Raw genomic sequence first — 23,210 nt, forward strand, 5'->3', positions numbered from 1 at the left:
ATGAAAAATGCCTACCAACAGGAGGCATTTTAGTCAATAGAATGCAAACCGTGAGTAGGTAATCTTGCCTGTTAATTCATATAATCACGTAAGGTATACACGAGTTTGTAATGCCCTTGAATCAAGACAAGTTGATTGTTTTTCAACGTAACAGTTGCACCATCAGTTAACATTCGTTTTATTAATGGGTCCCATTTTGATAAATCTTCATCGACACATTCAAGTTCTGTTTTATTTAGATCTTTAACGGTAATTTTAGCATTGTTAATATTACCGAACCCATTGAAATCATTGCACATTGATGCGGAAATAAACATTTTTTCACCAAAAGAAATAGATGGCGTTGTTTGTTTATTTTGAATCGTTTTGCCGTCAACTTCGGTCAGAATAAAACGATGGTGCATTAATTTGTTTCTAAGTTCTTGGTCGTCATTTCTGGCATTCACTTGATGTGTTTGGCAAGCGGCTAATAGTACACTTAAAATTGTAAGTGGAATTAGGTGTTTCATTGTTCCATTATCCAACTAAGCATTAACAATATTAGGGCAAGTTTCACCACTATTAATTTGGCGAATATTATTAAGCGTTGTTTGGCTAATGCTTATCAACGCTTCTTCAGTTAAAAATGCCTGATGCCCCGTGAATAACACATTATGGCAAGATGAAAGACGACGGAAAACATCATCTTGTATAACATCGTTAGACTTATCTTCAAAAAATAAATCACGTTCGTTTTCATATACATCCATACCTAACGAACCAATTTTTTGTGATTTTAACGCATTGATTGCTGCAACAGAGTCTATGAGTGCACCGCGGCTGGTGTTAATGATCATGACCCCTTTTTTCATTTTATTAAACGCACTTTCATCAAGTAGGTGATGATTCTCTGCGGTTAATGGGCAATGTAGAGAAATAACGTCTGATTGCTTATATAAGGTATCTAAATCCACATATTCAGCCCCAAGATCTAAAACTGCTTGGTTTGGATATGGGTCATGGGCTAGGAGTCGCATCCCAAAACCTTTTAAAATACGTAGAGTGGCTTGGCCAATTTTACCTGTTCCAATAATGCCAGCAGTGCGGTTGTGCATGTTAAAACCGGTTAAACCTTCAAGAGAGAAGTTAGCATCTCTTGTCCGTTGGTATGCTCGGTGGATCCTGCGATTTAGGCATAGCATCATGCCAACAGTATGTTCAGCAACGGCTTCTGGGGAATAAGCAGGCACACGTACCACCTGAATCCCTAATTCTTTAGCCGCTTGTAAATCGACATTATTAAAACCCGCGCAGCGTAAAGCTAAAATTCGAATGTTTAATGCAGCTAATTCTTCTAAAACAGCACGGTTGGCTTCATCATTAACAAAAATACAAATAGCATCAGCACCTACCGCATTTTTTGCAGTCTGAACCGTTAATGGAAAATCAAAATACTCAATATTAAAATTAAACCCAGAACTTTGATTAACTTGTTCCATGTGCTTACGGTCATACAGTTTGGTACTATAAGAAACAATTTTCATCAGAGAGACTCCAGTTTTTAGGAACCAATAAAATAACAGTAGGTAAAAATGTGTACCTACAAAATATAAACTCAGAATAAGGCAATTAAGTTTGTAAATCACCTATAAATTAAGAAAATAGGTATCTGTTTACAATCAGATATAGTTTATGCTTGCTAGACAATGAGTTAATGTGACAGTCGAATGAACTTCATTACTTGCAGTGTAGATCAAATCAGACAAGGACGAAGCTAATGCAGCTATTAAAAAGAGCATTTATGATATTACTTTGTTTTTCAGGGGTAAGTATTGCTCTCTTAGCATTATTATGGATTACCATTTCTCGTTGGGCTCCAGTGGTTGCTTCTCACTATCTTCCTGAACCGTTGAAGCTTTCATTTTCAGCGCCGCGTATTATAGAAGGGCAATTACAACTTAGCGAGATCAATCTAAACGTCGATAAATGCAAGTTAGTTGAGATAAAAAATACTCGGGTTTCAATATTCCCATTGCATTTTATTGTTGATAACCTCACTGTGGCTCCTGAATGTTTTAGTGCTATTAAATCAAGTAGTCATGGCACAGATGATGCTATAAATGTTGAGCAGCTGATAGGCAGTATTCCCGAGTTTTCGCTTGTCATAAAAAATGTAGACGTTCATCCTTGGGAGGACTACCAAGGTAGCTTATGGCTCAGAAGTAGCCATACTGATCCTTTAAAATTGGATTTTAGAGGAGATAATTTACAGTTAACCTCTTTAATTACCGCGGATAATCAATTGGTTATTCAAGAATTTTCTACATACCTCCCAGAACAAAAACAAACGTTAGAGCTTTCAGGTGAAATCCAATTACCTTTGACGGCAAATCGATTACCTGAGAAAGGTGAGTTAAACGCTAATTTTAAATTATTAAACCCTGAAAAATTCCTGACTGCTAAATTTAGTTGGGAAAATAATAAAGGTAAAATAAGTGTCGTTGATATAGACAAACAGCAAGAAATACTCCACCTTCCTTGGGTTTTAACCCCTGAAGTTATTCAAATATCCGACGGTAAATGGCAGTGGGATGAGGCTGATATTCCTTTAAAAGGGGGAATAAACTTACAGGTTAATAACTGGAATAATATATTGAGTGAAATGGTTTTTTCAGGGCGAATCAATCTATTGACTCAAGGGAAAAAAGGAAAAGCAAACTTAGTATTAACTCTGCCCCCAACACATATTGATTTAATAAATACTGCGGTCAATTTTCAGCTTAATGGCAGAGTGAAATATGAAGATATGATTTTAGATATCAACTTGCCAGCTCAAGTATCAGGCGAACTAACCGCGGCAAAAATCTCATTTTTATCGGGGTCATTACTTAGAGCATATGGAAGAGCATCACCAACAGTATTAATTAAAGAAATCCGTTTACCTCTTGCAGGCACTTCCCTTAGTGAAGAGGGTATTTCCGGGCCTCTACAAGCGATATTAAAGGTTAAAGAGCAATATTGGGGGGATTTTGATATCCATTTAGATGGTAAAGCCAATAAATTTACCCTCGATAACGGCACATGGTTTTGGAATTATTGGGGGAATGCTGTATTGCCTTCAATCTCTGCTAATTGGGATATTAAAGGGAATGGTAGTTGGCAAGATACACTGATTACACTAAATAATTTAACGACAGGTTTTAACCAAATACACTATGGTTTACTGTCGATGAGTGCACCGCGTTTGCAATTAACAAAACCTTTATCTTGGCAACGAGATCTCAACAAAGCTAACTTTAAGGGGTCATTGCAACTTACGAGTGAACGAATGCAATTTGGTAAAGAAAGTTATTTACCAAAAATCACGGTAAATGCAGATATTAATGGTAAATCACCTGCTGATTTTCAGTTAAAAGGCGACCTGAGTACTAAGGATGTTGGGCCAATTGTGATTTTTAGTCGTTGGGATGGGGAAAGGCTAAGAGGTGAAGCCCGTTGGCCTGAGCAATCAGTGACTGCATTTCAAACATTAATACCCGCAGATCTTGGTATTGAATTAAAACAGGGTAAATTATTTTCTCAAGCTGCATTTTCTATTACACCTGAAGATGGCTTTATTGCTGGTGGGCACTGGAGAGTTGAAAATACTAGCCTTTGGCTGAAAGATGGAGACCTATCGGGGTTAAATTTTGTATTACCATGGCGGTTAAAGCAAAGCACATGGACTTTGGGTGGAAAAACACCTGTTGAATTACGGATTAAACAACTAAATAATTTATTTGAACTTACGGATATTAAAGCTGATTTATCTGGAAGTTATCCTCCAACAGATAGTGCGCCATTGAAGCTAACTAATGTCGGTTTTAAGACATTAGGAGGGAATATTTCAATGGATTTATTACGCTGGCCACAGACACAAGCTTCAACGATTAAATTGCGACAAATTGAACTTAGCCAGTTATTTACCATACTGAAAGTGTCACAGTTTGCAGTCTCAGGTAAAGTTAATGGAGAGCTGCCATTTTATTTAAATAATCCGGAATGGATAGTTAAAAATGGTTGGATGGAAAACAGTGGGCCGCTGACTTTACGGTTAGATACCCAATTTGTCGATTCTATTCGTGAAGATAATATATCTGCAGGTTCTGCAATGAGTTGGTTGCAGTATTTAGAAATACAGCGTAGCAGAACAGATGTAAATATAACTAATTTAGGGATGTTAACGATGAAAACGATCCTTGAAGGTTATAACACACAAGAAAAGAAAAGGCGTGAGGTTCATTTAAATTATCATCATGAAGAAAATATCTTTCAACTATGGCGTAGTTTGCGATTTGGTAGCTCTTTAGAAGAGTGGTTAGAAAAAAATTTATAATAGGCGTAGGGATGAATGTGAATATATTGAAACTGAGTACAGTAGTAGTAATAACCTTTTTATTATCAGCTTGTTTGCGAGTTGAGGTTGCCACCCCGGATAAGCCAATTAACATTAATATGAATGTGAAAATTGAGCATGAAATCCAAATAAAAGCGGATAGGCAGGTTGAGGAGTTACTTAAGGAAAACAGTGATCTATTTGGCGAGGTAAGTGAAAAATGAGTAAGATAATTAAAGTGTTAGCCTTATGCTCATTGTTTAGTGTTTTTCAATCTATGGCATTAACAATTGATGAAGCGAAAGATCGAGGGGTGTTAGGAGAAACATTATCAGGATACTTAGCCCCTGTTAATACAAATAATCCAGATGCTGTAAAGTTGGCAAACCAAATTAATCAAGAACGTGAAAAAAAGTATAGTGAGATTGCTAAAAAAAACAATCTAAAAACTAGCGAAGTAGCGAGAATTGCTGGGCAGAAATTAGTTGAGCGAGCAAGTGAAGGGGAGTATGTACGTGGAATTAATGGGCAATGGCTACAAAAGAATTAAAAAAGCGCACTAAGAAAGCGCGCAAATTATAACAATGGTAGCTTTAGGTATATGAGGTGCTTATTAATTTATGATGTTATTTATATGTTCTTGAGCTTGTTGATGAGCTTGTAAAACTGAATCGGGTCCTAACGCAGTCCCTTCAGCAAAAATAAACTCAATATCGCTGATACCAATAAAATTCAAAAATAATGTTAAATAAGGCACCATAGTATCAGCAGGTGTATCTTTATAGATGCCGCCTCGGCTTGTTAATACATAAGCGCGTTTATCTTTTAATAAACCAACGGAACCTTGTTCTGTATATTTAAAGGTATGGCCTGAACGTGCAATAAAGTCAAAGTAGTGTTTTAAATGAGACGAAATCGTAAAATTGTACATAGGTGCTGCAATAACAATCGTATCATGAGCTTTGATTTCTTCAATTAATGCATTTGATAGGTCTAAATGTGCTTGTTGTTGTTCTGTTTTCGTGTCACTAGGGCCAAAAGCTGCTAAAATTTCACTGTCAATTGCTGGGACCGGCTGATTGACTAAATCACGTACAGTAACTGCGTCTGCTGGGTATTTTTCCTGCCATTGCTGAATAAAGTAATCTGCCATTTTATTGCTTTGTGAGTAGTCAGCAAGAATACTTGATTTCAATAGTAATATTTTACTCATATGTTCCTCAAATTTATTGTATTACTTTACTCTAATCATACGTGATACATAACTGATTGATAGAAAGAAAATTAGATAGCTTACTTCAAAAAAAATGATGGTATTTTTATGTAATAACAACAATCAAAACCTAATCTAAATGCTACTTCTAAACGGCGAAGTTTAATGACTATCGTAATTGTAATTAAAAATATAAGGATTAAAAAGTGAAATCCATACTGACAGCATTAAACGCTGATATTGGACAAACTTCATTACGTGACCAATGGTTACTGAAAAAAAGAGTGCATGGAGTCGCGAAAATTCAAGATGAAAAATCGCGTTCAGCTGTACTTGATATCATTAAGTCGGATATTGAAACGGCTAAGCAGAAGGTGTTAGCCAAAAGGTTAAATCCACCTAAAATTGTTTACCCTGATAATTTACCGGTCAGCCAGAAAAAAGATGTTATTTTTGATGCGATTAAAAAACATCAAGTGGTTATTATTGCAGGTGAAACTGGCTCAGGTAAAACAACCCAAATTCCAAAAATCTGTCTTGAACTTGGACGAGGTGTACTCGGCTATATTGGCCATACCCAACCGCGTCGCCTTGCTGCTAGGTCAGTTGCTTCTCGGTTAGCACAAGAATTAGAGTGTGAATTGGGCACTAATGTGGGTTATAAAGTCCGTTTTAGTGACCAAGTGAGTGAAACCACCCAAATTAAATTGATGACGGACGGTATCCTCCTTGCAGAGCTGCAGAATGACAAATTACTCCTACAATACGATACGATTATTATCGATGAAGCACATGAGAGAAGCTTAAATATTGACTTCATTTTAGGGTATTTGCGTCAATTATTACCCAAACGCCCTGATTTAAAAGTTATTATTACTTCAGCAACTATTGATCCTGAAAGGTTCTCGAAGCACTTCAATCATGCGCCAATTGTTGAGGTATCTGGGCGTACTTACCCTGTAGAAGTGCGTTATCGCCCAATTGTTGGCGGAGATAATGACAGTGACCGTGACCAAATTGATGGGATTGTTGATGCTGTTAACGAATTATCACTAGAAGGTAATGGTGATATTCTGATATTCATGAGTGGTGAACGTGAAATACGTGATACTGCTGATGCTTTATCAAAGTTGTCATTACGTCACACTGAAATTCTTCCTTTGTTTGCAAGGCTCTCTAATACAGAACAAAATCGTATTTTCCATCCTCATGGAGGAAGGCGAATTATTTTAGCGACCAACGTAGCAGAAACATCATTAACAGTACCTGGTATCAAATATGTAATTGATACAGGTTATGCACGGATCAGTCGTTATAGTTATCGAACAAAAGTGCAACGTTTGCCTGTCGAGGCCATTTCACAAGCTTCTGCGAATCAACGAAAAGGGCGTTGTGGGCGTGTTTCTGATGGTATCTGTATTCGCCTATATTCGGAAGAGGATTTTCTTTCACGAGCGGAGTTTACTGACCCGGAAATATTACGGACCAATTTAGCCTCAGTTATTTTGCAAATGACTTCTATAGGCCTTGGTGATATTTCTGCATTCCCATTTGTAGAGGCTCCTGATAAACGTAATATACAAGATGGCGTAAAACTGTTGGAGGAGCTCGGGGCAATTAAACCTCATAGGCAGGCAGATAAGGGCTACCAATTAACAGATACAGGTCGTCAATTAGCCCAACTGCCTGTTGACCCGAGGTTAGCTCGTATGGTTATTGAGGCGAGAAAACATGGTGCCATTAGGGAAACGATGGTCATAGTTTCTGCGCTTTCAATCCAAGATCCAAGAGAAAGGCCTTTGGATAAGCAACAAGCTTCTGATGAAAAACATCGTCGCTTCCATGACAAACAATCAGACTTTTTGGCTTTTTTAAACCTTTGGGATTACCTGAAAGAGCAACAAACACAGCTGTCTAACGCTCAATTTAGGAAAATGTGCAAACAAGAGTTTTTAAATTATTTACGTATTCGTGAATGGCAAGACTTATATACGCAACTAAGGCAAGTTGTAAAAGAACAAGGTTTTACGATTAATAGCTCAGCAGCTGATTTTCGTAGTATCCATATTTCTTTATTGGCTGGGTTACTTTCACATATCGGGCAAAAGGATGTTGATAAACCAGAATATACTGGAGCAAGGAATGCGCGATTCACCATTTTTCCTGGCTCAGGTTTATTCAAAAAGCCCCCTAAATGGGCAATGGTTGCAGAGTTAGTTGAAACATCAAAATTATGGGGGAGAATTGCGGCTTCTATTGATGTTGAGTGGATTGAACCATTAGCAGAGCATTTGACGAAGTATAGCTATAGTGAACCCCATTGGTCAAAATCTGAAGGTGCGGTAATGGCATCAGAGAAAGTGACCTTATATGGATTACCGATTGTTTCAGCGCGGAAAGTGAATTATGGCAACATTGACCCTTTATTATGTCGTGAGTTATTTATTCGGCACGCCTTAGTAGAAGGGGACTGGGTAACGCGTCACGCATTTTTTAAAGAAAACCTTAAACTGTTATCTGAAGTTGAGGATTTAGAACATAAATCACGTCGACGTGACATATTAGTTGACGATGAAACCTTATTTGCTTTTTATGACCAGCGGATCCCGAATGATGTGATTTCTTCACGCCACTTCGATAACTGGTGGAAAACTGCGTCAAAACAGCAGGCAGACTTGCTAAGTTTTGAAAAAAGCATGTTAATCAAAGAAGATGCCAGTAAAGTTTCGGCGCTTGATTACCCCAATTATTGGTATCAAGGGGAGCTTAAATTTCGCTTAAGCTATCAATTTGAACCAGGCACTGATGCAGACGGCGTGACAGTACATATTCCTCTCGCTATTTTAAATCAGGTGCAGAATATGGGTTTTGACTGGCAAGTGCCAGGTTTACGGCATGAATTGATTGTTGCATTAATTAAGTCATTACCCAAACCAATTAGAAGAAACTTCGTTCCTGCGCCAAACTATGCTTCAGCCTTTCTTGAGCGTGTGCCAGAACCTGAAGGTAGTGTGTTAGACAAGCTAGAAAAAGAATTGCGTCGGATGACTGGAGTGACTGTTGAACGTGAAGCGTGGCAGCTTGACCAACTTCCTGTACATTTAAAAATGACTTACCGTGTTATTGGCGACAAAAATAAAACTATTGCGGAAGGCCAAGATCTCGATATTTTGAAAAATAGCCTGAAGGAAAAAGTGCAAGAAACACTCTCTGAGGTCGTTGACGATGGGATTGAACAATCTGGTTTACATATTTGGAGTTTTGGCGAATTACCTCAACGTTTTGAGCAAAAGCGAGGAGGGTATTCAGTTAAAGCCTATCCGGCCTTAGTTGATGAAAAAAACAGTGTAGGAATTCGTGTATTTGAAACAGAATTTGAGCAACAGCAAGCGATGTGGTGTGGTATTCGCCGGTTATTATTGCTAAATATTCCATCACCCATTAAATATTTGCATGAAAAACTACCGAATAAATCGAAATTAGGGTTGTATTTTAATCCCTATGGTAAAGTTTTAGACCTAATCGATGACTGTATCTCTTGTGGGGTAGACCAATTAATTGCTAATTTTGGTGGAGCTGTGTGGGATGAAGCGCAATTTGAGAAGCTTAAAGAGTTTGCTCGTGCTGAATTAAACGATGTCGTTGTCACTATTGCAAAGCAAGTTGAGCAAATTCTTAGTGCAGTATTTGCAATTAGTAAACGTTTGAAAGGGCGAGTAGACTTTTCGATGGCTCTAGCACTTTCTGATATAAAAGCACAAATGGGGGGGCTGGTATTTAAAGGCTTTGTCACTGCTCATGGTTGGAAACGTTTGCCCGACGTGTTGCGGTATTTAAATGGTATTGAGCGTCGCCTTGAAAAGTTGGCTATTGACCCAAATCGTGACCGGGCTCAAATGAGTAAAGTCGAACACATTCAAAATATGTGGCAGCAATGGTTAGCAAAACTGACACCAATTCAAAAAGATATGCCTGAAGTACAAGAGGTTCGCTGGATGATAGAGGAATTGCGTATCAGTCTGTTTGCTCAGCAATTAGGGACGCCTTATCCAATTTCAGATAAAAGAATTATTCAGACGATGGATAGCTTATCGCAAAAATTGTCGTAATAATCGCCTTTTGATTTACCAAAGCTTCGTACTTAACGGCACGAAGCTTTTTTATTTAGCTTCGTATTTAATAAAACTATTTTCACCCTAATTTAGTTACAACATACTGTAAGAATTACATCCAATTAGCCACTGTGCTCGTACAAAATAAACATTTAACTAGGTTGAAATTGAAAACAAAGAGAGGGGGGAGATAACGAAAAAAGATGATTTATACAGTGAGAATGATGAGCCTATATGGTCAAAGAAGGTAGGCTTAATAATATTAGACTAAGCCTACCTAAATGATGGACGCTATGCGAGTAAATAATAGAGTGCGGGTATTGCTGCGACAGCAATAGCATAAGCCATGATTATTTCTATCGTTTTTAATGGGGCCTTATTGGTCTGTTGTTGGCGAGCATAGAAAAAGACTAGAATGCCAGGGGCATATAGCACCACAGATAATAGCAAGTTAATTAAACCTGATGCATAAAGTAACCATAAACCATAGATGCTGGCAATAAATCCGACGGCAAGTAATGCTTTGTTATGGCGCTCAAATGCAACCTTCATCAAAAATGCGCCAACCAAGAAATAAGGCACTAAAATCATTTCAGAGGCAATTGTTAGCAATGTATTATAATTGCTACCACTGAGCCAAATTAAAACCAGTGAGAGCTGTACCGCACCGTTGGTTAGCCATAATGATGAAGATGGGGCATCATTTTTATTTAATTTATTGAAAATTTTAGGGAATGACTGGTATTGAGCCGCAATATAAGGTACTTCTGCAGCCATGATTGTCCAGCTTAAATAAGCACCGCATACCGAAATAATTAACCCAGCAGCAATGATGATATCACCACTTGAGCCCATTAAATTAACCATCAAAGCCGCCATTGATGGGTTTTTGATTTCTGCAAGTTCAGCGCGAGGCATAATACCGAGTGATAGTAGGGTAACAAGGATATAGATGATTAGTGCTGAACTAACCGCAAAGACTGTTGCTAAACCAACATCTCTGCGGTTTTTTGCGCGTGCAGAAACAACTACAGCACCTTCAATACCAATAAATACCCAAAGGGTAATTAGCATAGTATCTTTGACTTGTTCCCAAACCGGCATTTTTAGGTCTATTCCGCTGAAATCTGCATTAAAGATATCTAATTTAAATGCAAAAAACGCCAAGACAATAAACAAGCCAAGGGGAACTAATTTAGCCATTGTTGCTAATTTATTGATGCCGGCGGCGGTTTGTACGCCTCGTAGAACTAAATAATGAACAAACCACAATAGTATTGATTCACCTATCAATGCCTGCCAGGTATTTCCATCACCAAAAATAATGTTATCAGGGGTATCAGTAAAGAAGCTGATCGCCGCAAAAACAATAACGAGATAGGACACGTTTGCTACAACGGCACAGAGCCAATAACCCCACGCAGAACAAAACCCGATGAGTTCACCAAAGCCAACTTTTGCATAGGTAAAAATGCCGCCATCTAGATCAGGGCGTATTCGAGACAATAGTAATAGAGCAAATGCGAGAAATAAGATCCCAACACCTGTAATAGACCAACCAATGATTAAAGCGAGTGGACTAGCCACTTCGGCCATATTTTGCGGAAGGCTAAATACACCAGCACCAACCATTGAACTAAGAACAAGGGCGGTTAGTGCAGTAAGGCTCAATGTATTTTTCAAAGTAAATCCTGAGTGTTTAGCAATCAAAAGTTAAAATGACGTTAAAACGTCATTGCAGTAATGAGTTTAACTGGCAGGTTTAAATAATCTAGTGACTTTGACTGCCGTAATTTAAGTTGTGGGATTCTACGAATGAAATGGCCGATATGCAATGGGAAAGTATGCATTTTATTGGATGATTTATTCACTTTTATGTTAATGATGAAAAAGTATCAGAAGAAAGAGGTAAAGATGGGGTTCCAAGCATTTTGAGTTATTAAAATAAAAAAACCAGCCTAGATAATTAGACTGGTTTTTTAGAGACGTTATTTATTACTTAAATAAATCGGCACTAATGGTGACACTTCCACCGTTAGATTGCCATTCTCTTGTAATATGGAAATATTTGGCACCTTTCGCTTCAGCACGTTTTGCAATTTGATAACGTACTTCTGGTGTATTTGTGTAGTAACCAGAGAAGGTGATTGAATCAAATGGAACCATTTGTGCAGCAGCTGTTTTATTGACTTCTTCAATTACATAGCCACTTGGTAGTGTTACACTTGTTCGACCAGGTTGGCTGCTAGAAGTTTCAAAGAAACGACCTACCGCTGTTGTGGGTTCTTCGGATGAAGCAACACCAGGTATTCTTACCTTTTTAGCCGCTTCACCACCTTCAGCGAGCAGCGCTCGACCTGCATCTGAATCAGCGGGAACAACAGCATCTTCATTGAGAACTTGCCGTTTTGGTGCATCTTTTTTATAGATGTACGCGGTTGCTAAGGTATTACCACCATCGTTCATTGCAATATTACGTACGACATAGAATGATGCTGCATTCTTTTCGAGCGCTTTTTTTGCAATAGCTTCGTAAAGGTCAGGTTGAGAAGGGTAAAAACCGCTAACTGTAACAGTATCGAAAGGTTCGTACTGTGCAGCGTCAGTTTTAGTCATTTCTTCAACACCGCCAAAGACACGACGTTTTGGTTCGTCGACTTTAGGTGCATCTTTCGCGTAGACATCCGCAACAACACGCATGTTGCCGCTATCACCTACATCATCAAGGCTTTGAATGTAAAAGGCATACGCCCCCATTTTATCAGCCCTACGGGAGACTGCATCGGATGCTTCATAGATAGCATTAAAGCGCCCGGTAACTGTTATACGCTCATAAGGTTTTAATTCAGTAGCCTGTTTTGGCGTCAATTCAACAGCCGCCTGAGTAGCAGTTATACTAGTTAATGATAACACCGCGGCTGCGATGACCGTAGTTTTCAGCTTCATACAAAATCCTTCCGCCTTGCGCAATTTATTATAAAAGTGCTGAATCTTAGTTGTATCACATGTACGTGATTATTACACGTAACTGAACCTGTTGTCTCATGATTTTCTTTTTATAAGAAATAAATAATTATTGACTAGTTAAATTTACCAGATTTTTTAAAGTATCCAGTATTTTATTGACCTAAAACTAAGATTTTCACTGCGAATTCCATTTACTGTCTAAGAATCGTGATCAATTATGGATCAAGAAGCATATTTTCAGTAGGTTATTAGAACATTAAAAATCTGTTTATACACAAAATAAGACTTTTCTCTGTGATGATGGTCATTATTTTAGCAAACATTCAATCAACAACATTACTTTAGGCTTTAAAAAGGGAACATTATGCGTATTGGTATACCAAGAGAACGACTTGCCAATGAAGCGCGTGTTGCTGCTACACCTTCAACAGTGACTCAACTAGTAAAGTTGGGTTTTTCTGTCTGTGTAGAACAAGACGCAGGGCACTTAGCGAGTTTTGATGATGTAGCATACGAGCAGGTAGGTGCAGAAATAGTTGATCGTGACACTGCATTTGCAGCTGATATTGTTTTTAAAGTCAACGCTCCACTGGAAGATGAAATACCGTTATTAAAAGAGGGAGCGACACTGGTGAGCTTTATTTGGCCAGCTCAAAATGCTGCGCTAATGGATGCTCTACAAGCGCGTAATATTAATGTGATGGCTATGGATGCAGTCCCTCGTATTTCAAGAGCACAATCACTTGATGCGCTAAGCTCAATGGCAAATATTGCCGGTTATCGTGCGATTGTTGAAGCTGCCCATGAATTTGGTCGCTTTTTTACTGGTCAAATTACCGCAGCAGGTAAGGTTCCGCCAGCAAAAGTCATGGTCATCGGGGCTGGGGTTGCTGGGCTTGCGGCTATTGGCGCGGCTGGCAGCCTTGGTGCGATTGTTCGTGCATTCGACACTCGCCCAGAGGTGAAAGAGCAAGTCCAAAGTATGGGCGCTGAGTTCCTTGAATTGGACTTTAAAGAAGAAGCTGGAAGCGGCGATGGTTATGCGAAAGTGATGTCAGAAGCCTTTATCAAGGCTGAGATGGAATTATTCGCGGCTCAAGCTAAAGACGTGGATATTATTGTCACTACTGCTCTGATCCCTGGAAAACCTGCTCCTAAATTGATTACTAAAGAAATGGTCGAATCAATGAAGCCGGGAAGTGTGGTTGTGGATTTAGCCGCACAAACGGGGGGGAACTGTGAGTTAACTCAAGCTGATAAGCTAGTTGTTACCGATAATGGTGTGAAAATTATTGGTTACACAGATTTACCAAGCCGCCTACCAACACAATCATCACAGTTATATGGTACTAACCTTGTTAACTTAATGAAATTATTGTGTAAAGATAAAAATGGTGAAATTGATATCGATTTCGACGACCTCGTTATTCGTGGTGTAACGGTGATCAAACAAGGGGAAATCACTTGGCCAGCACCTCCAATTCAGGTATCTGCTCAACCGCAGGCGAAGCCGCAACCAGTTGAAAAGGTTAAAGCGCCTGAGAAAAAGATGTCGCCAGTGGTGAAATATGGCTTGATGGCATTAGCAATTGTATTATTTGGTTGGTTTGCCAATTCAGCGCCAAAAGAGTTTTTATCACACTTCACGGTATTTGCACTTGCTTGTGTTGTAGGTTATTACGTGGTTTGGAATGTGACTCATGCATTACATACACCATTAATGTCAGTCACGAATGCAATCTCAGGGATTATTGTTGTCGGTGCCTTACTCCAAATAGGGAGTGGTGGCTGGGTAAGCTTCTTATCCTTTATTGCCATATTGATAGCAAGTATCAATATTTTCGGTGGGTTCACAGTAACTCAACGCATGTTAAAAATGTTTCGTAAAGGATAAGGGGTAACTTATGTTGTCAAGTGGAATTGTGACAGCGGCTTACATTGTTGCTGCTATCCTATTTATTTTTAGCCTTGCGGGGCTATCGCGCCATGAAAGTTCTCAAAGAGGGAACACTTATGGCATCGTGGGGATGGCTATCGCACTCGTTGCTACCATATTAGGTCCCCATAGCGCAAATGTGGGCTGGATGATCGTGGCCATGGTGATTGGTGCCGTGATTGGAGTCCGTTTAGCAAAAAAAGTTGAAATGACGGAAATGCCTGAACTGGTGGCTATTTTACATAGCTTTGTTGGTTTAGCTGCTGTACTAGTCGGTTTCAATAGCTTTATCGCAAGTGAAGCACATGCTGATGTCGTAATGGAAAATATTCATTTAACTGAGGTTTTCTTAGGTATCTTTATTGGTGCGGTGACCTTTACGGGCTCGGTTGTGGCTTACGGCAAGTTGTCAGGCAAAATGTCATCTAAACCGATGATGTTGCCAAATAGACATAAACTTAACTTAGCGGCACTGGTTGTTTCATTTATTTTGTTAGTGATTTTCGTTAAGACCCAAAGCGTTGGTTTACAAGTGTTCTTAATGTTAATCATGACTGTGATCGCATTAGCTTTTGGTTGGCACTTGGTCGCCTCTATTGGTGGTGCTGATATGCCAGTCGTTGTTTCGATGCTTAACTCATACTCAGGTTGGGCAGCAGCGGCGGCAGGCTTTATGTTAAGTAATGACTTACTGATCGTAACTGGTGCATTGGTTGGTTCCTCAGGTGCAATTCTGTCTTATATTATGTGTAAGGCAATGAACCGCTCATTTATTAGTGTTATTGCGGGGGGGTTTGGTACCGATGGGTCATCGACTGGCTCTGAAGAAGAGATGGGCGAGTATCGTGAAACGTCAGCGGAAGAAGTCGCTGAAATGCTAAAAAACTCAACATCAGTGATCATCACTCCGGGTTATGGTATGGCTGTGGCGCAAGCTCAATATCCTGTTGCTGATATTACCACTAAGTTGCGGGAACGTGGGGTCAAAGTTCGTTTTGGTATCCACCCAGTTGCTGGGCGCTTACCAGGGCATATGAACGTATTATTGGCGGAAGCGAAAGTTCCTTACGATGTCGTATTAGAAATGGATGAAATTAATGACGATTTTTCTGATACCGATACTGTGCTAGTTATTGGTGCTAACGATACAGTTAACCCTGCGGCACAAGAGGACCCAAATAGCCCAATAGCTGGGATGCCAGTGCTTGAGGTTTGGAAAGCGAGTAATGTCATTGTATTCAAGCGTTCGATGAATACAGGTTATGCCGGTGTACAAAACCCATTATTCTTTAAAGAAAATACCCAAATGTTATTTGGTGATGCGAAAGATAGCGTTGATGCCATCTTACGTGCACTATAACTACTAAATAATTAAAGTGTTTAATTAATATGATGGGGCTATTGGTCGATACCAGTAGCCCCACTTTTATGGTGTTAAGCCTTGTTAATATATTAAGCATAAAACTGGATATGGCTTTATTAAATAAGGTATTATATACATTATTTAACTTTAAAGTTTAGATGGAAAATAAAATCATACATCATCAAATGTCTTATTATCTATTTGAAATAATCATTCATTGTGATAATGGTATTTTTTTATTGTTATTTTAATGTGCGTAATATACGAATATTAAATTTGTTTTTGGGTATTTAATGTATTATTGTTTTTCCTGCTCTTACTTTTTTATTTTCTTAAAACGGAGTTTTAAAATGAAAAATGCTATGTTTGATAAAGCTACTCAGGCTAATTATATTATTGATTTAGAATGTTCCATAATTTCTACAAATAATAATATTTCATATGTGCGAGAAATAACTGAGCTATATGAAAAATATATGGCAAAAAATGAGCCAGAACGCCAACGTATCTTGAAGGTAGACCTCCAAGGAAAGAGTAAAATACTTAAGCCTGAAGAATATAGATTAGTTAAGGAGTATCTTGAACAGATTGATAATCATTATAATGAATTAAATGGTAGCATAGATACTCATAATAAATTAATATCTGAAATAAGAGGTTATATTGATAATCCAGGCTCTCGAAAAAAGGCTGCTACTTCAATTTTGGAACGTTCTACAAAGCTAAAAGGGATGTTCGATAAGTTCGATAATATCCCTGCAATAGGGAGTGAATTACGAAAAATATTGCCTGACCTACCTCATGATGTTCAAAGGTATTTAATCAATGTGGAGCTTGAAGCTACACTTCTTTACCGTAAGCATGGGGAATTATTGTATAAGGCTAACAAAAATTATTCCGCGATAAATAACTATGAAAAAAATGGGGAATATACTGGGCCAAATCATCTTAGACATATAAGTAATTTTGAAAGAGATATGGTGGAATTAAATGCTAATATTAGTAGATTAAATGAAGAATTAAATAGTAAAGAAATGACTGAGTTTGAGCGAGTAGAGCATAATCGAACTTTAGATACCAGAAAAAAAGTATTTAATCTGAAAACATCATATATTAATTTGGCTAATAAGGTTGTTAAGGATATAGATAATTATGAAAATAGCAATAAAGTTATTTCAGGTTTGGATAATAACATCACGTTTGGCGTAGTGAATAAAAATGATTTCATTGGTTTTTTAGAGAATAAATTAATTGATTGTGTTGTGATTTTTAATACAACTGATGCTGATGTGGCTTATGCTAAAACAGAGGAAATCAATAATACTATAAAATCCGCTCCTTTATTTGTGAAAATTTCTATGTAAAATATTTCCAAATCTGCTCAACTTTGAGCAAATTGTATTTTTTATGATGGTTTTAGCTTATTTAAATTGCTTTTACATCTTTATTATTCCCCCTGTTTTACAGGGGGATAATTTACTACTGATGACGACAAAATATTGAAAGATGGTTTTACAATATAAGCCTGAGATGAGGTAGAGCTTGATAGGTTTAATCAAGTCATTTACAACCCGATGAAACCTTGGCCGCTATTTAATGTAGAAATAAGTGTTAATAGGAACCCCCCATTAAAAATGGGGGGAAGTGAAATCAATCATCATCAGCTGCACTGATAGGACATACAAAGCCATCCGGTTTTATGGCTAATAAGTCACATTTGAGTTTATCAATCACATGCTCAGCTGTATTACCTAAAAAGGCAGCAGAAATCCCTGTACGGCCTAAAATCCCCAATACAACTACACCGGCGTGTAGTTCTTCACACATATCGGGAATTATTTTTTCAGGTAGCCCTTCACGGACATGAGTGTATTTTTCATCGATAGCAAACTTTTGGCGTAATTCCTTCATCGCGATTAGGTGTTGGCCTCGAAGAGCGTTATTGTATAGGCTAGGGTCGAAATCCGGCAGCTCGATGGCGATATTCATCGGTGCAACAGGGTACGCGCTCACTAAATGAATCTCTTGTTCTTTAATGATACGGGTTGCTAAATCCCGAGTTTTTTCAACCAGTTTAATATTGAGATCGTCGTGGTAGGATTCTTCATTTGATAAGTTTACGGCCACTACAACTGAGCCATGATCAGGCCAAACTTTATCTTTTACCATCCAAACTGGCGCAGGGCATTTACGAAGTAGATGCCAGTCGAGTGGGGTAAAAATTATTGATTCAAAATTGTCGGTTTGATGTGCCATTTTCAGTAGCAGGTCGTGTTCTCCACTAATAACCTCTTGGATAATGGCCTCATATGGCTTGTTATGCCAAATAACTTTAATTTCAATATCAATCCCAGCTTCAAGGTAAAAATGGGCTTGTTGTTTAATCCAGGCCGCTTTTTGGCTAATGACCCCTTTACGCATTGCATTACGCTCTTCAGGGGAGAGTAATGTTGTCATATCATAGGAAAGATCATAGATAGGAAGAAACGCTTTTATCCGTCCACCATTACGCTGCACGATGTAGACAGCACGTCTTAATGCAGGTTGATCATCCTGATTTGGGTCAATTGCAACTAGCAGGTTTTTATAGTTTGCCATATTGAAATCCTCTCGATATACGGATACTTCCACATAGATAAACTATGATATTGGCATTAAATAGGCAAGAAATCTGGGAAAAAAAACGAAAACGGACCACTAAGAATGTGATCCGTTTAGGATGGTTAGCATGTAATAGCTGTAACTTTACCTGCAATATCAGTTAGCTTCGTCATATCTTCAATAGTAATGTACTTGCCTTTGACGCTAAGCATACCACTTTTTTGAAAACGACCTAAAAGACGGCTAATAGTTTCAACGGTTAGACCGAGATAATTACCAATATCACCACGAGTCATGGTTAGCCTAAATTCTCTTGGTGAAAAACCACGCTCTGCAAAACGATGAGATAAATTAAGAATAAATGCAGCTAATCGTTCTTCAGCATTTTTCTTGGACAGTAAAAGGATCATTTCCTGATCACCTTTAATTTCACCGCTCATTAATCGCATAATTTGTTGACGTAAATTAGGCATTTTGCCTGATAAGTCATCTAATGTTTCAAATGGGATTTCACAAACCATTGAGGTTTCAAGTGCTTGTGCAAAACTTGGGTGCTGTGTATGAATAATGGCATCAAAACCAACAAGGTCACCAGCTAAGTGGAAACCGGTAATTTGCTCATCGCCTTCCTCAGTTATTGTGTAGCTTTTTATTGTACCGGAGCGAATGGCATATAATGAGCGCAACTCATCACCAGCTTTAAATAAAGCTTGGCCTTTTTGGATAGGCTTTTTGCGCTCGATGATATTATCAAGTTGATCCAGTTCATGTTCATTCAGTGTAAAAGGAATGCAAAGTTGGCTAATACTGCAGTCCTGACAATGAATAGCACAACCACCAGACTGGATGCGACGAACAACTCTTTTTTCTGGGATCATATTTAAGGCTCAATCAAGTTAAAATTATTGATATGCGTCAATTTTAACATAAGATAATGAGACTGGTAAGTAGTAATGTATGACAGAATCGACTTAATAGATAAAAAAGCCAATTAGAGAGGAGCTAATTGTTAGCGTATTTAGACGTTAATGCTAAATTAAAGAAGATTATTAAAGATTAAATTTGATGTAGATTAAATTTTGACCTCTAAACAGTAAAAAAGGTGATTGCTATCACTTCGATAATAATTACTTAGAAATATGACTTTCAAGCTATAAATACTAAACTAATTAGCATTAATTTAACACAAAAATAAATTTATAAATATCAATTTTTCAACTTAACTTTAAGAAGGGAGATTATGATGATACACGCTCAACCATCTTTACCGACGACAATGACCGCTGTTGACATTATAGAACCTGGTGGGCCTGAAAAATTGCAATTAATAGAAAAACCACTACCAAGAATTTCTGCAGGTTATATGTTAGTAAAAGTCGAGGCCGCAGGGGTTAATCGACCGGATATTTTTCAAAGAAAAGGGGCTTATCCACCGCCTCCAGATGCATCGTCAATTATGGGGCTCGAAGTTGCTGGAACTGTTGTAGCTAAAGCTGATGACGTTGATGAGTGGCAATTAGGCGATAAGCTTTGTGCATTAGTCGCAGGTGGAGGGTATGCGCAATATTGCTTAGTACATAAGGACATAGCGTTGCCGCTAGGTTCATTATCTTTTATTGAAGGCGCCTGCATTCCAGAAAACTTTTTCACAGTTTGGGCCAATGTGTTCCAAATTGGTAAGTTAAAAAAAGATGAATCGGTACTTATTCATGGAGGAACATCCGGCATTGGTAGTGTTGCGATTATGTTAGCGAAAGCATTTGGTGCAGTTGTGATCACCACTGTTGGTTCAGAAGAAAAAGTTGACGCAGCCAAAAAGCTAGGAGCTGATTGTGTCATTAATTATAAAACCGATGATTTTGTTGAAGCGGCTTTAAATTACACCTTATCACGAGGGGTTGATATGGTGGTGGATATTATAGGCGGTGATTATGTCGAGAAAAACTATCAGGTAGCCGCTAAATTTGGCCGGATTATTCAAATTGGCATGATGAAAGGTAACCCTAAACAATTAAATATGATGCCGTTAATGGTAAAACGATTAGTTCATACAGGTTCAACAATGCGTTCCCGTTCAACTGAAGAAAAAGCATTGATTGCAACAGATCTTAAAACACAAGTTTGGGATATGTTGCAAAAAGGTAAAATAAAACCAATTATTAACAAAGTGTACCAATTGACACAGGTAAAAGAAGCCCATCAACATATGGAATCTGGTGATTTGCTGGGTAAAATAGTTTTATTAAACAATTAATTATTTGTTTTTTTTCTTGGCGTTTTCACTACTGGCTGATGGCATGTGCTAGTAGTGAAAGCACTTGTCATTTATAACAAATAATTTACACTATCAAGTCTTTTTACCGTAAATATCTCTTTACAGCTAAATAATTATTGATTTTTTGTCCCCGCCCACAATTTCGAACGAAATTCTTATTAGTTTATTAATAATTTAATAGGAATAGATTATATCTATAGATAAGTTGGCCATTAACGGTTTGTCTATCAATATTTTCTTGTTAAATGATATTTAAAAAATGTATATCATTAACATATTGATGTCTTTTAAACACACAGCCCGTTATGCACTTTCCAATGATATTAAGTTAATTAACTTAAAGACAATTAACGTAAGTTATTTGTAGTTTGAAGGTGTAGTAATAATGAATAATTTTAAAAATTCAAAAATGAATGTCGATGCCTTGTTCTTAGGCCCTAAATCAGAAAATGCGGTGTTTTTCAAAGAGATGATGGAGTATTCCATCACAGAGCACATGCATTGGCGTTCAGGATACCACCCTGAAGACCCTGACCTTATCTCTACTGTTGACCGGTATGCCCCTGAATATAGGGATACATTATACCGTACCGAGGGTATTCTTAACCAACTCTCTTCAAAGCTAAAAACAACATCTGTTCCTTGGTTTTCACCCCGTTATATGGGGCATATGAATGCCGATACACTGATGATCTCTAATCTCGCTTATGTGATGGCGATGATGTACAACCCCAATAACTGTGCACAAGAATCTTCACCTACAACAACGGTATTAGAAGTAGAAGCTGGTTTAGATTTATGCGCTATGTTTGGCTATGACGTACAACAAGCTTGGGGGCATATTACCTCTGGTGGTACGGTGGCCAATTATGAAGGGTTATGGGTGGCACGAAACATCAAAACGTTACCATTAGCTGTTGCGCAACACCCAGAAGCACAACATTTACTGAATGGTAAATCAGAAAAAGAATTACTGAATTTGCCGGTTAGTAAAATATTGGACTTAATTGATGAATTAAAAAAACGCCACATTTTTGAAGAGGTTCGTGATTTAACGTGCCGTGGTGTTGGTATTGAGCAAGGAAAATTAGGTAAATTATTAGTGCCGCAATCCAAGCATTATTCATGGATGAAAGCGATGGATATTCTTGGTTTAGGTCAACAGAACATCGTCCAGTTACCCGTCGATGAAAGTTACCGAACTGATGTACAAAAAATGCGTGAAACGGTCTTTTCATTGATAGAGCGGGGTGAACCGATCCTTGCTGTGGTTGCTGTTGTGGGTACAACAGAAACCGGATCAATTGATAACATTAAAGAAGTCATTAAGTTACGTGAGGAATGCGAACAGCGTTTCGGGGTTTCATTTTATGTGCATATTGATGCAGCTTATGCGGGGTATGCTTGTGCAATGTTCCGTGATGAAAATAACCAATTCATTGATTATGATGCACTAATTAAACGCTATCATAGTGAAGGAATATTCCCTAAAGAGATCGTTTGGCCGAAGCCTGAGGTATACGAGAGTTTTAAAGCACTAAACCAAGCCGACTCTATTACTGTTGACCCGCATAAAGTTGGTTTCATTCCTTATTCAGCTGGCGCTATTTGTATGAAAGATAAGCGCATTGTCGATTTGATTTCTTATCATGCTGCTTATGTATTTGAGGAAGTACAAGAAAAACAGCGTAAAACGGACAAAGTACAGAATGTGTTGCTTGGCTCTTCTATTATGGAAGGTTCAAAATCTGGGGCAACCGCAGCTGCGGTATGGGCGGCACATCGTTTAGTGCCGCTAAATCTTTTAGGCTATGGGAAGGTGATCGCGGCAGGAGTAACGACGGCTCATTGGATAATTCAGGAAATTAACCAATGTGAGCCATTTATTATTGGCGACCGTCAATTTTCAATTGCTGCAATGCCCGCACCTGATTTCCACATGGTGAATTTTATGTTCCGCGAATCAGGCAACACATCATTAGAAAAGCAAAACCAATTAAATAAACGGTTATATGAGCTGTGTTCGTATGCTTCAGGGCGCACTTATTCTAATGATTTTCTAACATCCTCAACTTCGTTAACTCATGAAGAATATGGAGATACTCCGTTAAAACTATGCCGAGACGCACATTTTTCAGATGAAGAGTGGCAGAAGGTCCGTTCAGTATATGTATTAAGGGCGGCAGTTATGACTCACTGTTTACGAGATAAAGGGCATTTCGATAATTACTGGGCGGAATTAAAAAATATCTTTGCAGACAAGCTACAACAACTCGTTGATGAAGAAAATAAACTCAATCATTCCAATTATAAAATTAGTGTTTAATTGACTTGCTAGGATCTCAATATGAAAAATCGCACGCTTGGTAGTGTTTTTATTGTTGCAGGT

General features: G+C 38.1%; 16 protein-coding genes. 9 read left to right on the forward strand and 7 right to left on the reverse strand.

Going from position 1 to position 23,210, the window contains the following annotated elements:
• Window positions 1-71: 71 nt before the first annotated feature.
• Both ACPEH5_RS03235 and ACPEH5_RS03240 read right to left on the reverse strand, forming a co-directional pair.
• Entirely contained in the window at window positions 72-509 is a 438-nt protein-coding gene (locus tag ACPEH5_RS03235) for an META domain-containing protein (protein WP_042843855.1), read from the reverse strand.
• Window positions 510-524: 15 nt separating this feature from the next.
• Window positions 525-1,523, reverse strand: coding sequence for a 2-hydroxyacid dehydrogenase (locus tag ACPEH5_RS03240; RefSeq protein WP_042843854.1), 999 nt, complete (start codon window positions 1,521-1,523; stop codon window positions 525-527).
• A gap of 233 nt (window positions 1,524-1,756) precedes the next feature.
• Here ACPEH5_RS03240 and ACPEH5_RS03245 point away from each other — a divergent pair, with 233 nt between their 5' ends.
• The 3 genes from ACPEH5_RS03245 to ACPEH5_RS03255 are packed head-to-tail and all read left to right on the forward strand — an operon-like array spanning window position 1,757 to window position 4,904.
• The gene (locus ACPEH5_RS03245) at window positions 1,757-4,354 is read left to right on the forward strand and encodes a YdbH family protein (protein WP_281110859.1); all 2,598 of its coding nucleotides are present in this window, start codon (window positions 1,757-1,759) and stop codon (window positions 4,352-4,354) included.
• 11 nt (window positions 4,355-4,365) lie between these two features.
• Window positions 4,366-4,578: a YnbE family lipoprotein gene (locus tag ACPEH5_RS03250; protein ID WP_042843852.1), complete on the forward strand. Its 213-nt coding sequence runs from the start codon at window positions 4,366-4,368 to the stop codon at window positions 4,576-4,578.
• Window positions 4,575-4,904, forward strand: coding sequence for a YdbL family protein (locus tag ACPEH5_RS03255; protein WP_042843851.1), 330 nt, complete (start codon window positions 4,575-4,577; stop codon window positions 4,902-4,904). Before ACPEH5_RS03250 ends, ACPEH5_RS03255 begins: the two co-directional genes overlap by 4 nt.
• A gap of 63 nt (window positions 4,905-4,967) precedes the next feature.
• Here the strand turns inward: ACPEH5_RS03255 and ACPEH5_RS03260 are convergent, their stop codons facing one another.
• On the reverse strand, window positions 4,968-5,567 hold the full coding sequence (locus ACPEH5_RS03260) for an FMN-dependent NADH-azoreductase (RefSeq protein ID WP_042843850.1): 600 nt from the start codon (window positions 5,565-5,567) through the stop codon (window positions 4,968-4,970).
• Window positions 5,568-5,773: 206 nt separating this feature from the next.
• Between ACPEH5_RS03260 and hrpA the strand changes: the two genes are divergently transcribed.
• Complete coding sequence (gene hrpA / locus ACPEH5_RS03265; protein WP_281110860.1) at window positions 5,774-9,676, forward strand: ATP-dependent RNA helicase HrpA; 3,903 nt, start codon at window positions 5,774-5,776, stop codon at window positions 9,674-9,676.
• 294 nt (window positions 9,677-9,970) lie between these two features.
• Here hrpA and ACPEH5_RS03270 read toward each other — a convergent pair whose 3' ends face one another.
• Together ACPEH5_RS03270 and ydgH are read right to left on the reverse strand one after the other, a co-directional pair.
• The gene (locus ACPEH5_RS03270) at window positions 9,971-11,311 is read right to left on the reverse strand and encodes an amino acid permease (protein WP_395346592.1); all 1,341 of its coding nucleotides are present in this window, start codon (window positions 11,309-11,311) and stop codon (window positions 9,971-9,973) included.
• A gap of 363 nt (window positions 11,312-11,674) precedes the next feature.
• On the reverse strand, window positions 11,675-12,625 hold the full coding sequence (gene ydgH, locus ACPEH5_RS03275) for a DUF1471 family protein YdgH (RefSeq protein ID WP_071548056.1): 951 nt from the start codon (window positions 12,623-12,625) through the stop codon (window positions 11,675-11,677).
• A 385-nt stretch (window positions 12,626-13,010) separates the two neighbouring features.
• Here ydgH and pntA point away from each other — a divergent pair, with 385 nt between their 5' ends.
• From pntA to ACPEH5_RS03290, 3 genes are all read left to right on the forward strand, one after another.
• Entirely contained in the window at window positions 13,011-14,540 is a 1,530-nt protein-coding gene (gene pntA, locus ACPEH5_RS03280) for a Re/Si-specific NAD(P)(+) transhydrogenase subunit alpha (protein ID WP_048607149.1), read from the forward strand.
• 13 nt (window positions 14,541-14,553) lie between these two features.
• Window positions 14,554-15,942 (forward strand): Re/Si-specific NAD(P)(+) transhydrogenase subunit beta, encoded by a 1,389-nt coding sequence (pntB, locus tag ACPEH5_RS03285; protein WP_042844348.1) that lies wholly within the window; start codon window positions 14,554-14,556, stop codon window positions 15,940-15,942.
• Window positions 15,943-16,295: 353 nt separating this feature from the next.
• Window positions 16,296-17,309, forward strand: a complete 1,014-nt coding sequence (locus ACPEH5_RS03290; RefSeq protein ID WP_281110861.1) for a hypothetical protein — start codon at window positions 16,296-16,298, stop codon at window positions 17,307-17,309.
• Window positions 17,310-17,595: 286 nt separating this feature from the next.
• On the opposite strand, the gene uspE is transcribed toward ACPEH5_RS03290, so the two are convergent.
• Both uspE and ACPEH5_RS03300 read right to left on the reverse strand, forming a co-directional pair.
• On the reverse strand, window positions 17,596-18,543 hold the full coding sequence (uspE, locus tag ACPEH5_RS03295; protein ID WP_048607154.1) for a universal stress protein UspE: 948 nt from the start codon (window positions 18,541-18,543) through the stop codon (window positions 17,596-17,598).
• Window positions 18,544-18,668: 125 nt separating this feature from the next.
• Window positions 18,669-19,424, reverse strand: a complete 756-nt coding sequence (locus ACPEH5_RS03300; protein ID WP_042843842.1) for an FNR family transcription factor — start codon at window positions 19,422-19,424, stop codon at window positions 18,669-18,671.
• Window positions 19,425-19,789: 365 nt separating this feature from the next.
• Here ACPEH5_RS03300 and ACPEH5_RS03305 point away from each other — a divergent pair, with 365 nt between their 5' ends.
• Both ACPEH5_RS03305 and ACPEH5_RS03310 read left to right on the forward strand, forming a co-directional pair.
• Entirely contained in the window at window positions 19,790-20,800 is a 1,011-nt protein-coding gene (locus ACPEH5_RS03305; RefSeq protein ID WP_395346597.1) for an NAD(P)H-quinone oxidoreductase, read from the forward strand.
• 406 nt (window positions 20,801-21,206) lie between these two features.
• Window positions 21,207-23,147, forward strand: a complete 1,941-nt coding sequence (locus tag ACPEH5_RS03310) for a pyridoxal phosphate-dependent decarboxylase family protein (protein ID WP_166686519.1) — start codon at window positions 21,207-21,209, stop codon at window positions 23,145-23,147.
• Window positions 23,148-23,210: the final 63 nt, after the last annotated feature.

The sequence above is a fragment of the Providencia sp. NPDC089933 genome, from assembly GCF_049545585.1.
In the GTDB taxonomy this organism is placed as follows: Bacteria; Pseudomonadota; Gammaproteobacteria; order Enterobacterales; family Enterobacteriaceae; genus Providencia; species Providencia huashanensis.

Bases quoted from the DNA above. Each gene is read 5' to 3' on its own strand.
- uspE (WP_048607154.1), bottom strand. From the start codon at position 18,543: ATGGCAAACTATAAAAACCTGCTAGTTGCAATTGACCCAAATCAGGAT.
- ACPEH5_RS03305 (WP_395346597.1), top strand. From the start codon at position 19,790: ATGATACACGCTCAACCATCTTTACCGACGACAATGACCGCTGTTGAC.
- ACPEH5_RS03245 (WP_281110859.1), top strand. From the start codon at position 1,757: ATGCAGCTATTAAAAAGAGCATTTATGATATTACTTTGTTTTTCAGGG.
- ACPEH5_RS03250 (WP_042843852.1), top strand. From the start codon at position 4,366: ATGAATGTGAATATATTGAAACTGAGTACAGTAGTAGTAATAACCTTT.
- ydgH (WP_071548056.1), bottom strand. From the start codon at position 12,625: ATGAAGCTGAAAACTACGGTCATCGCAGCCGCGGTGTTATCATTAACT.
- ACPEH5_RS03240 (WP_042843854.1), bottom strand. From the start codon at position 1,523: ATGAAAATTGTTTCTTATAGTACCAAACTGTATGACCGTAAGCACATG.
- ACPEH5_RS03255 (WP_042843851.1), top strand. From the start codon at position 4,575: ATGAGTAAGATAATTAAAGTGTTAGCCTTATGCTCATTGTTTAGTGTT.
- ACPEH5_RS03235 (WP_042843855.1), bottom strand. From the start codon at position 509: ATGAAACACCTAATTCCACTTACAATTTTAAGTGTACTATTAGCCGCT.
- pntA (WP_048607149.1), top strand. From the start codon at position 13,011: ATGCGTATTGGTATACCAAGAGAACGACTTGCCAATGAAGCGCGTGTT.
- ACPEH5_RS03270 (WP_395346592.1), bottom strand. From the start codon at position 11,311: ATGGTTGGTGCTGGTGTATTTAGCCTTCCGCAAAATATGGCCGAAGTG.
- ACPEH5_RS03310 (WP_166686519.1), top strand. From the start codon at position 21,207: ATGAATAATTTTAAAAATTCAAAAATGAATGTCGATGCCTTGTTCTTA.
- ACPEH5_RS03260 (WP_042843850.1), bottom strand. From the start codon at position 5,567: ATGAGTAAAATATTACTATTGAAATCAAGTATTCTTGCTGACTACTCA.
- ACPEH5_RS03290 (WP_281110861.1), top strand. From the start codon at position 16,296: ATGAAAAATGCTATGTTTGATAAAGCTACTCAGGCTAATTATATTATT.
- ACPEH5_RS03300 (WP_042843842.1), bottom strand. From the start codon at position 19,424: ATGATCCCAGAAAAAAGAGTTGTTCGTCGCATCCAGTCTGGTGGTTGT.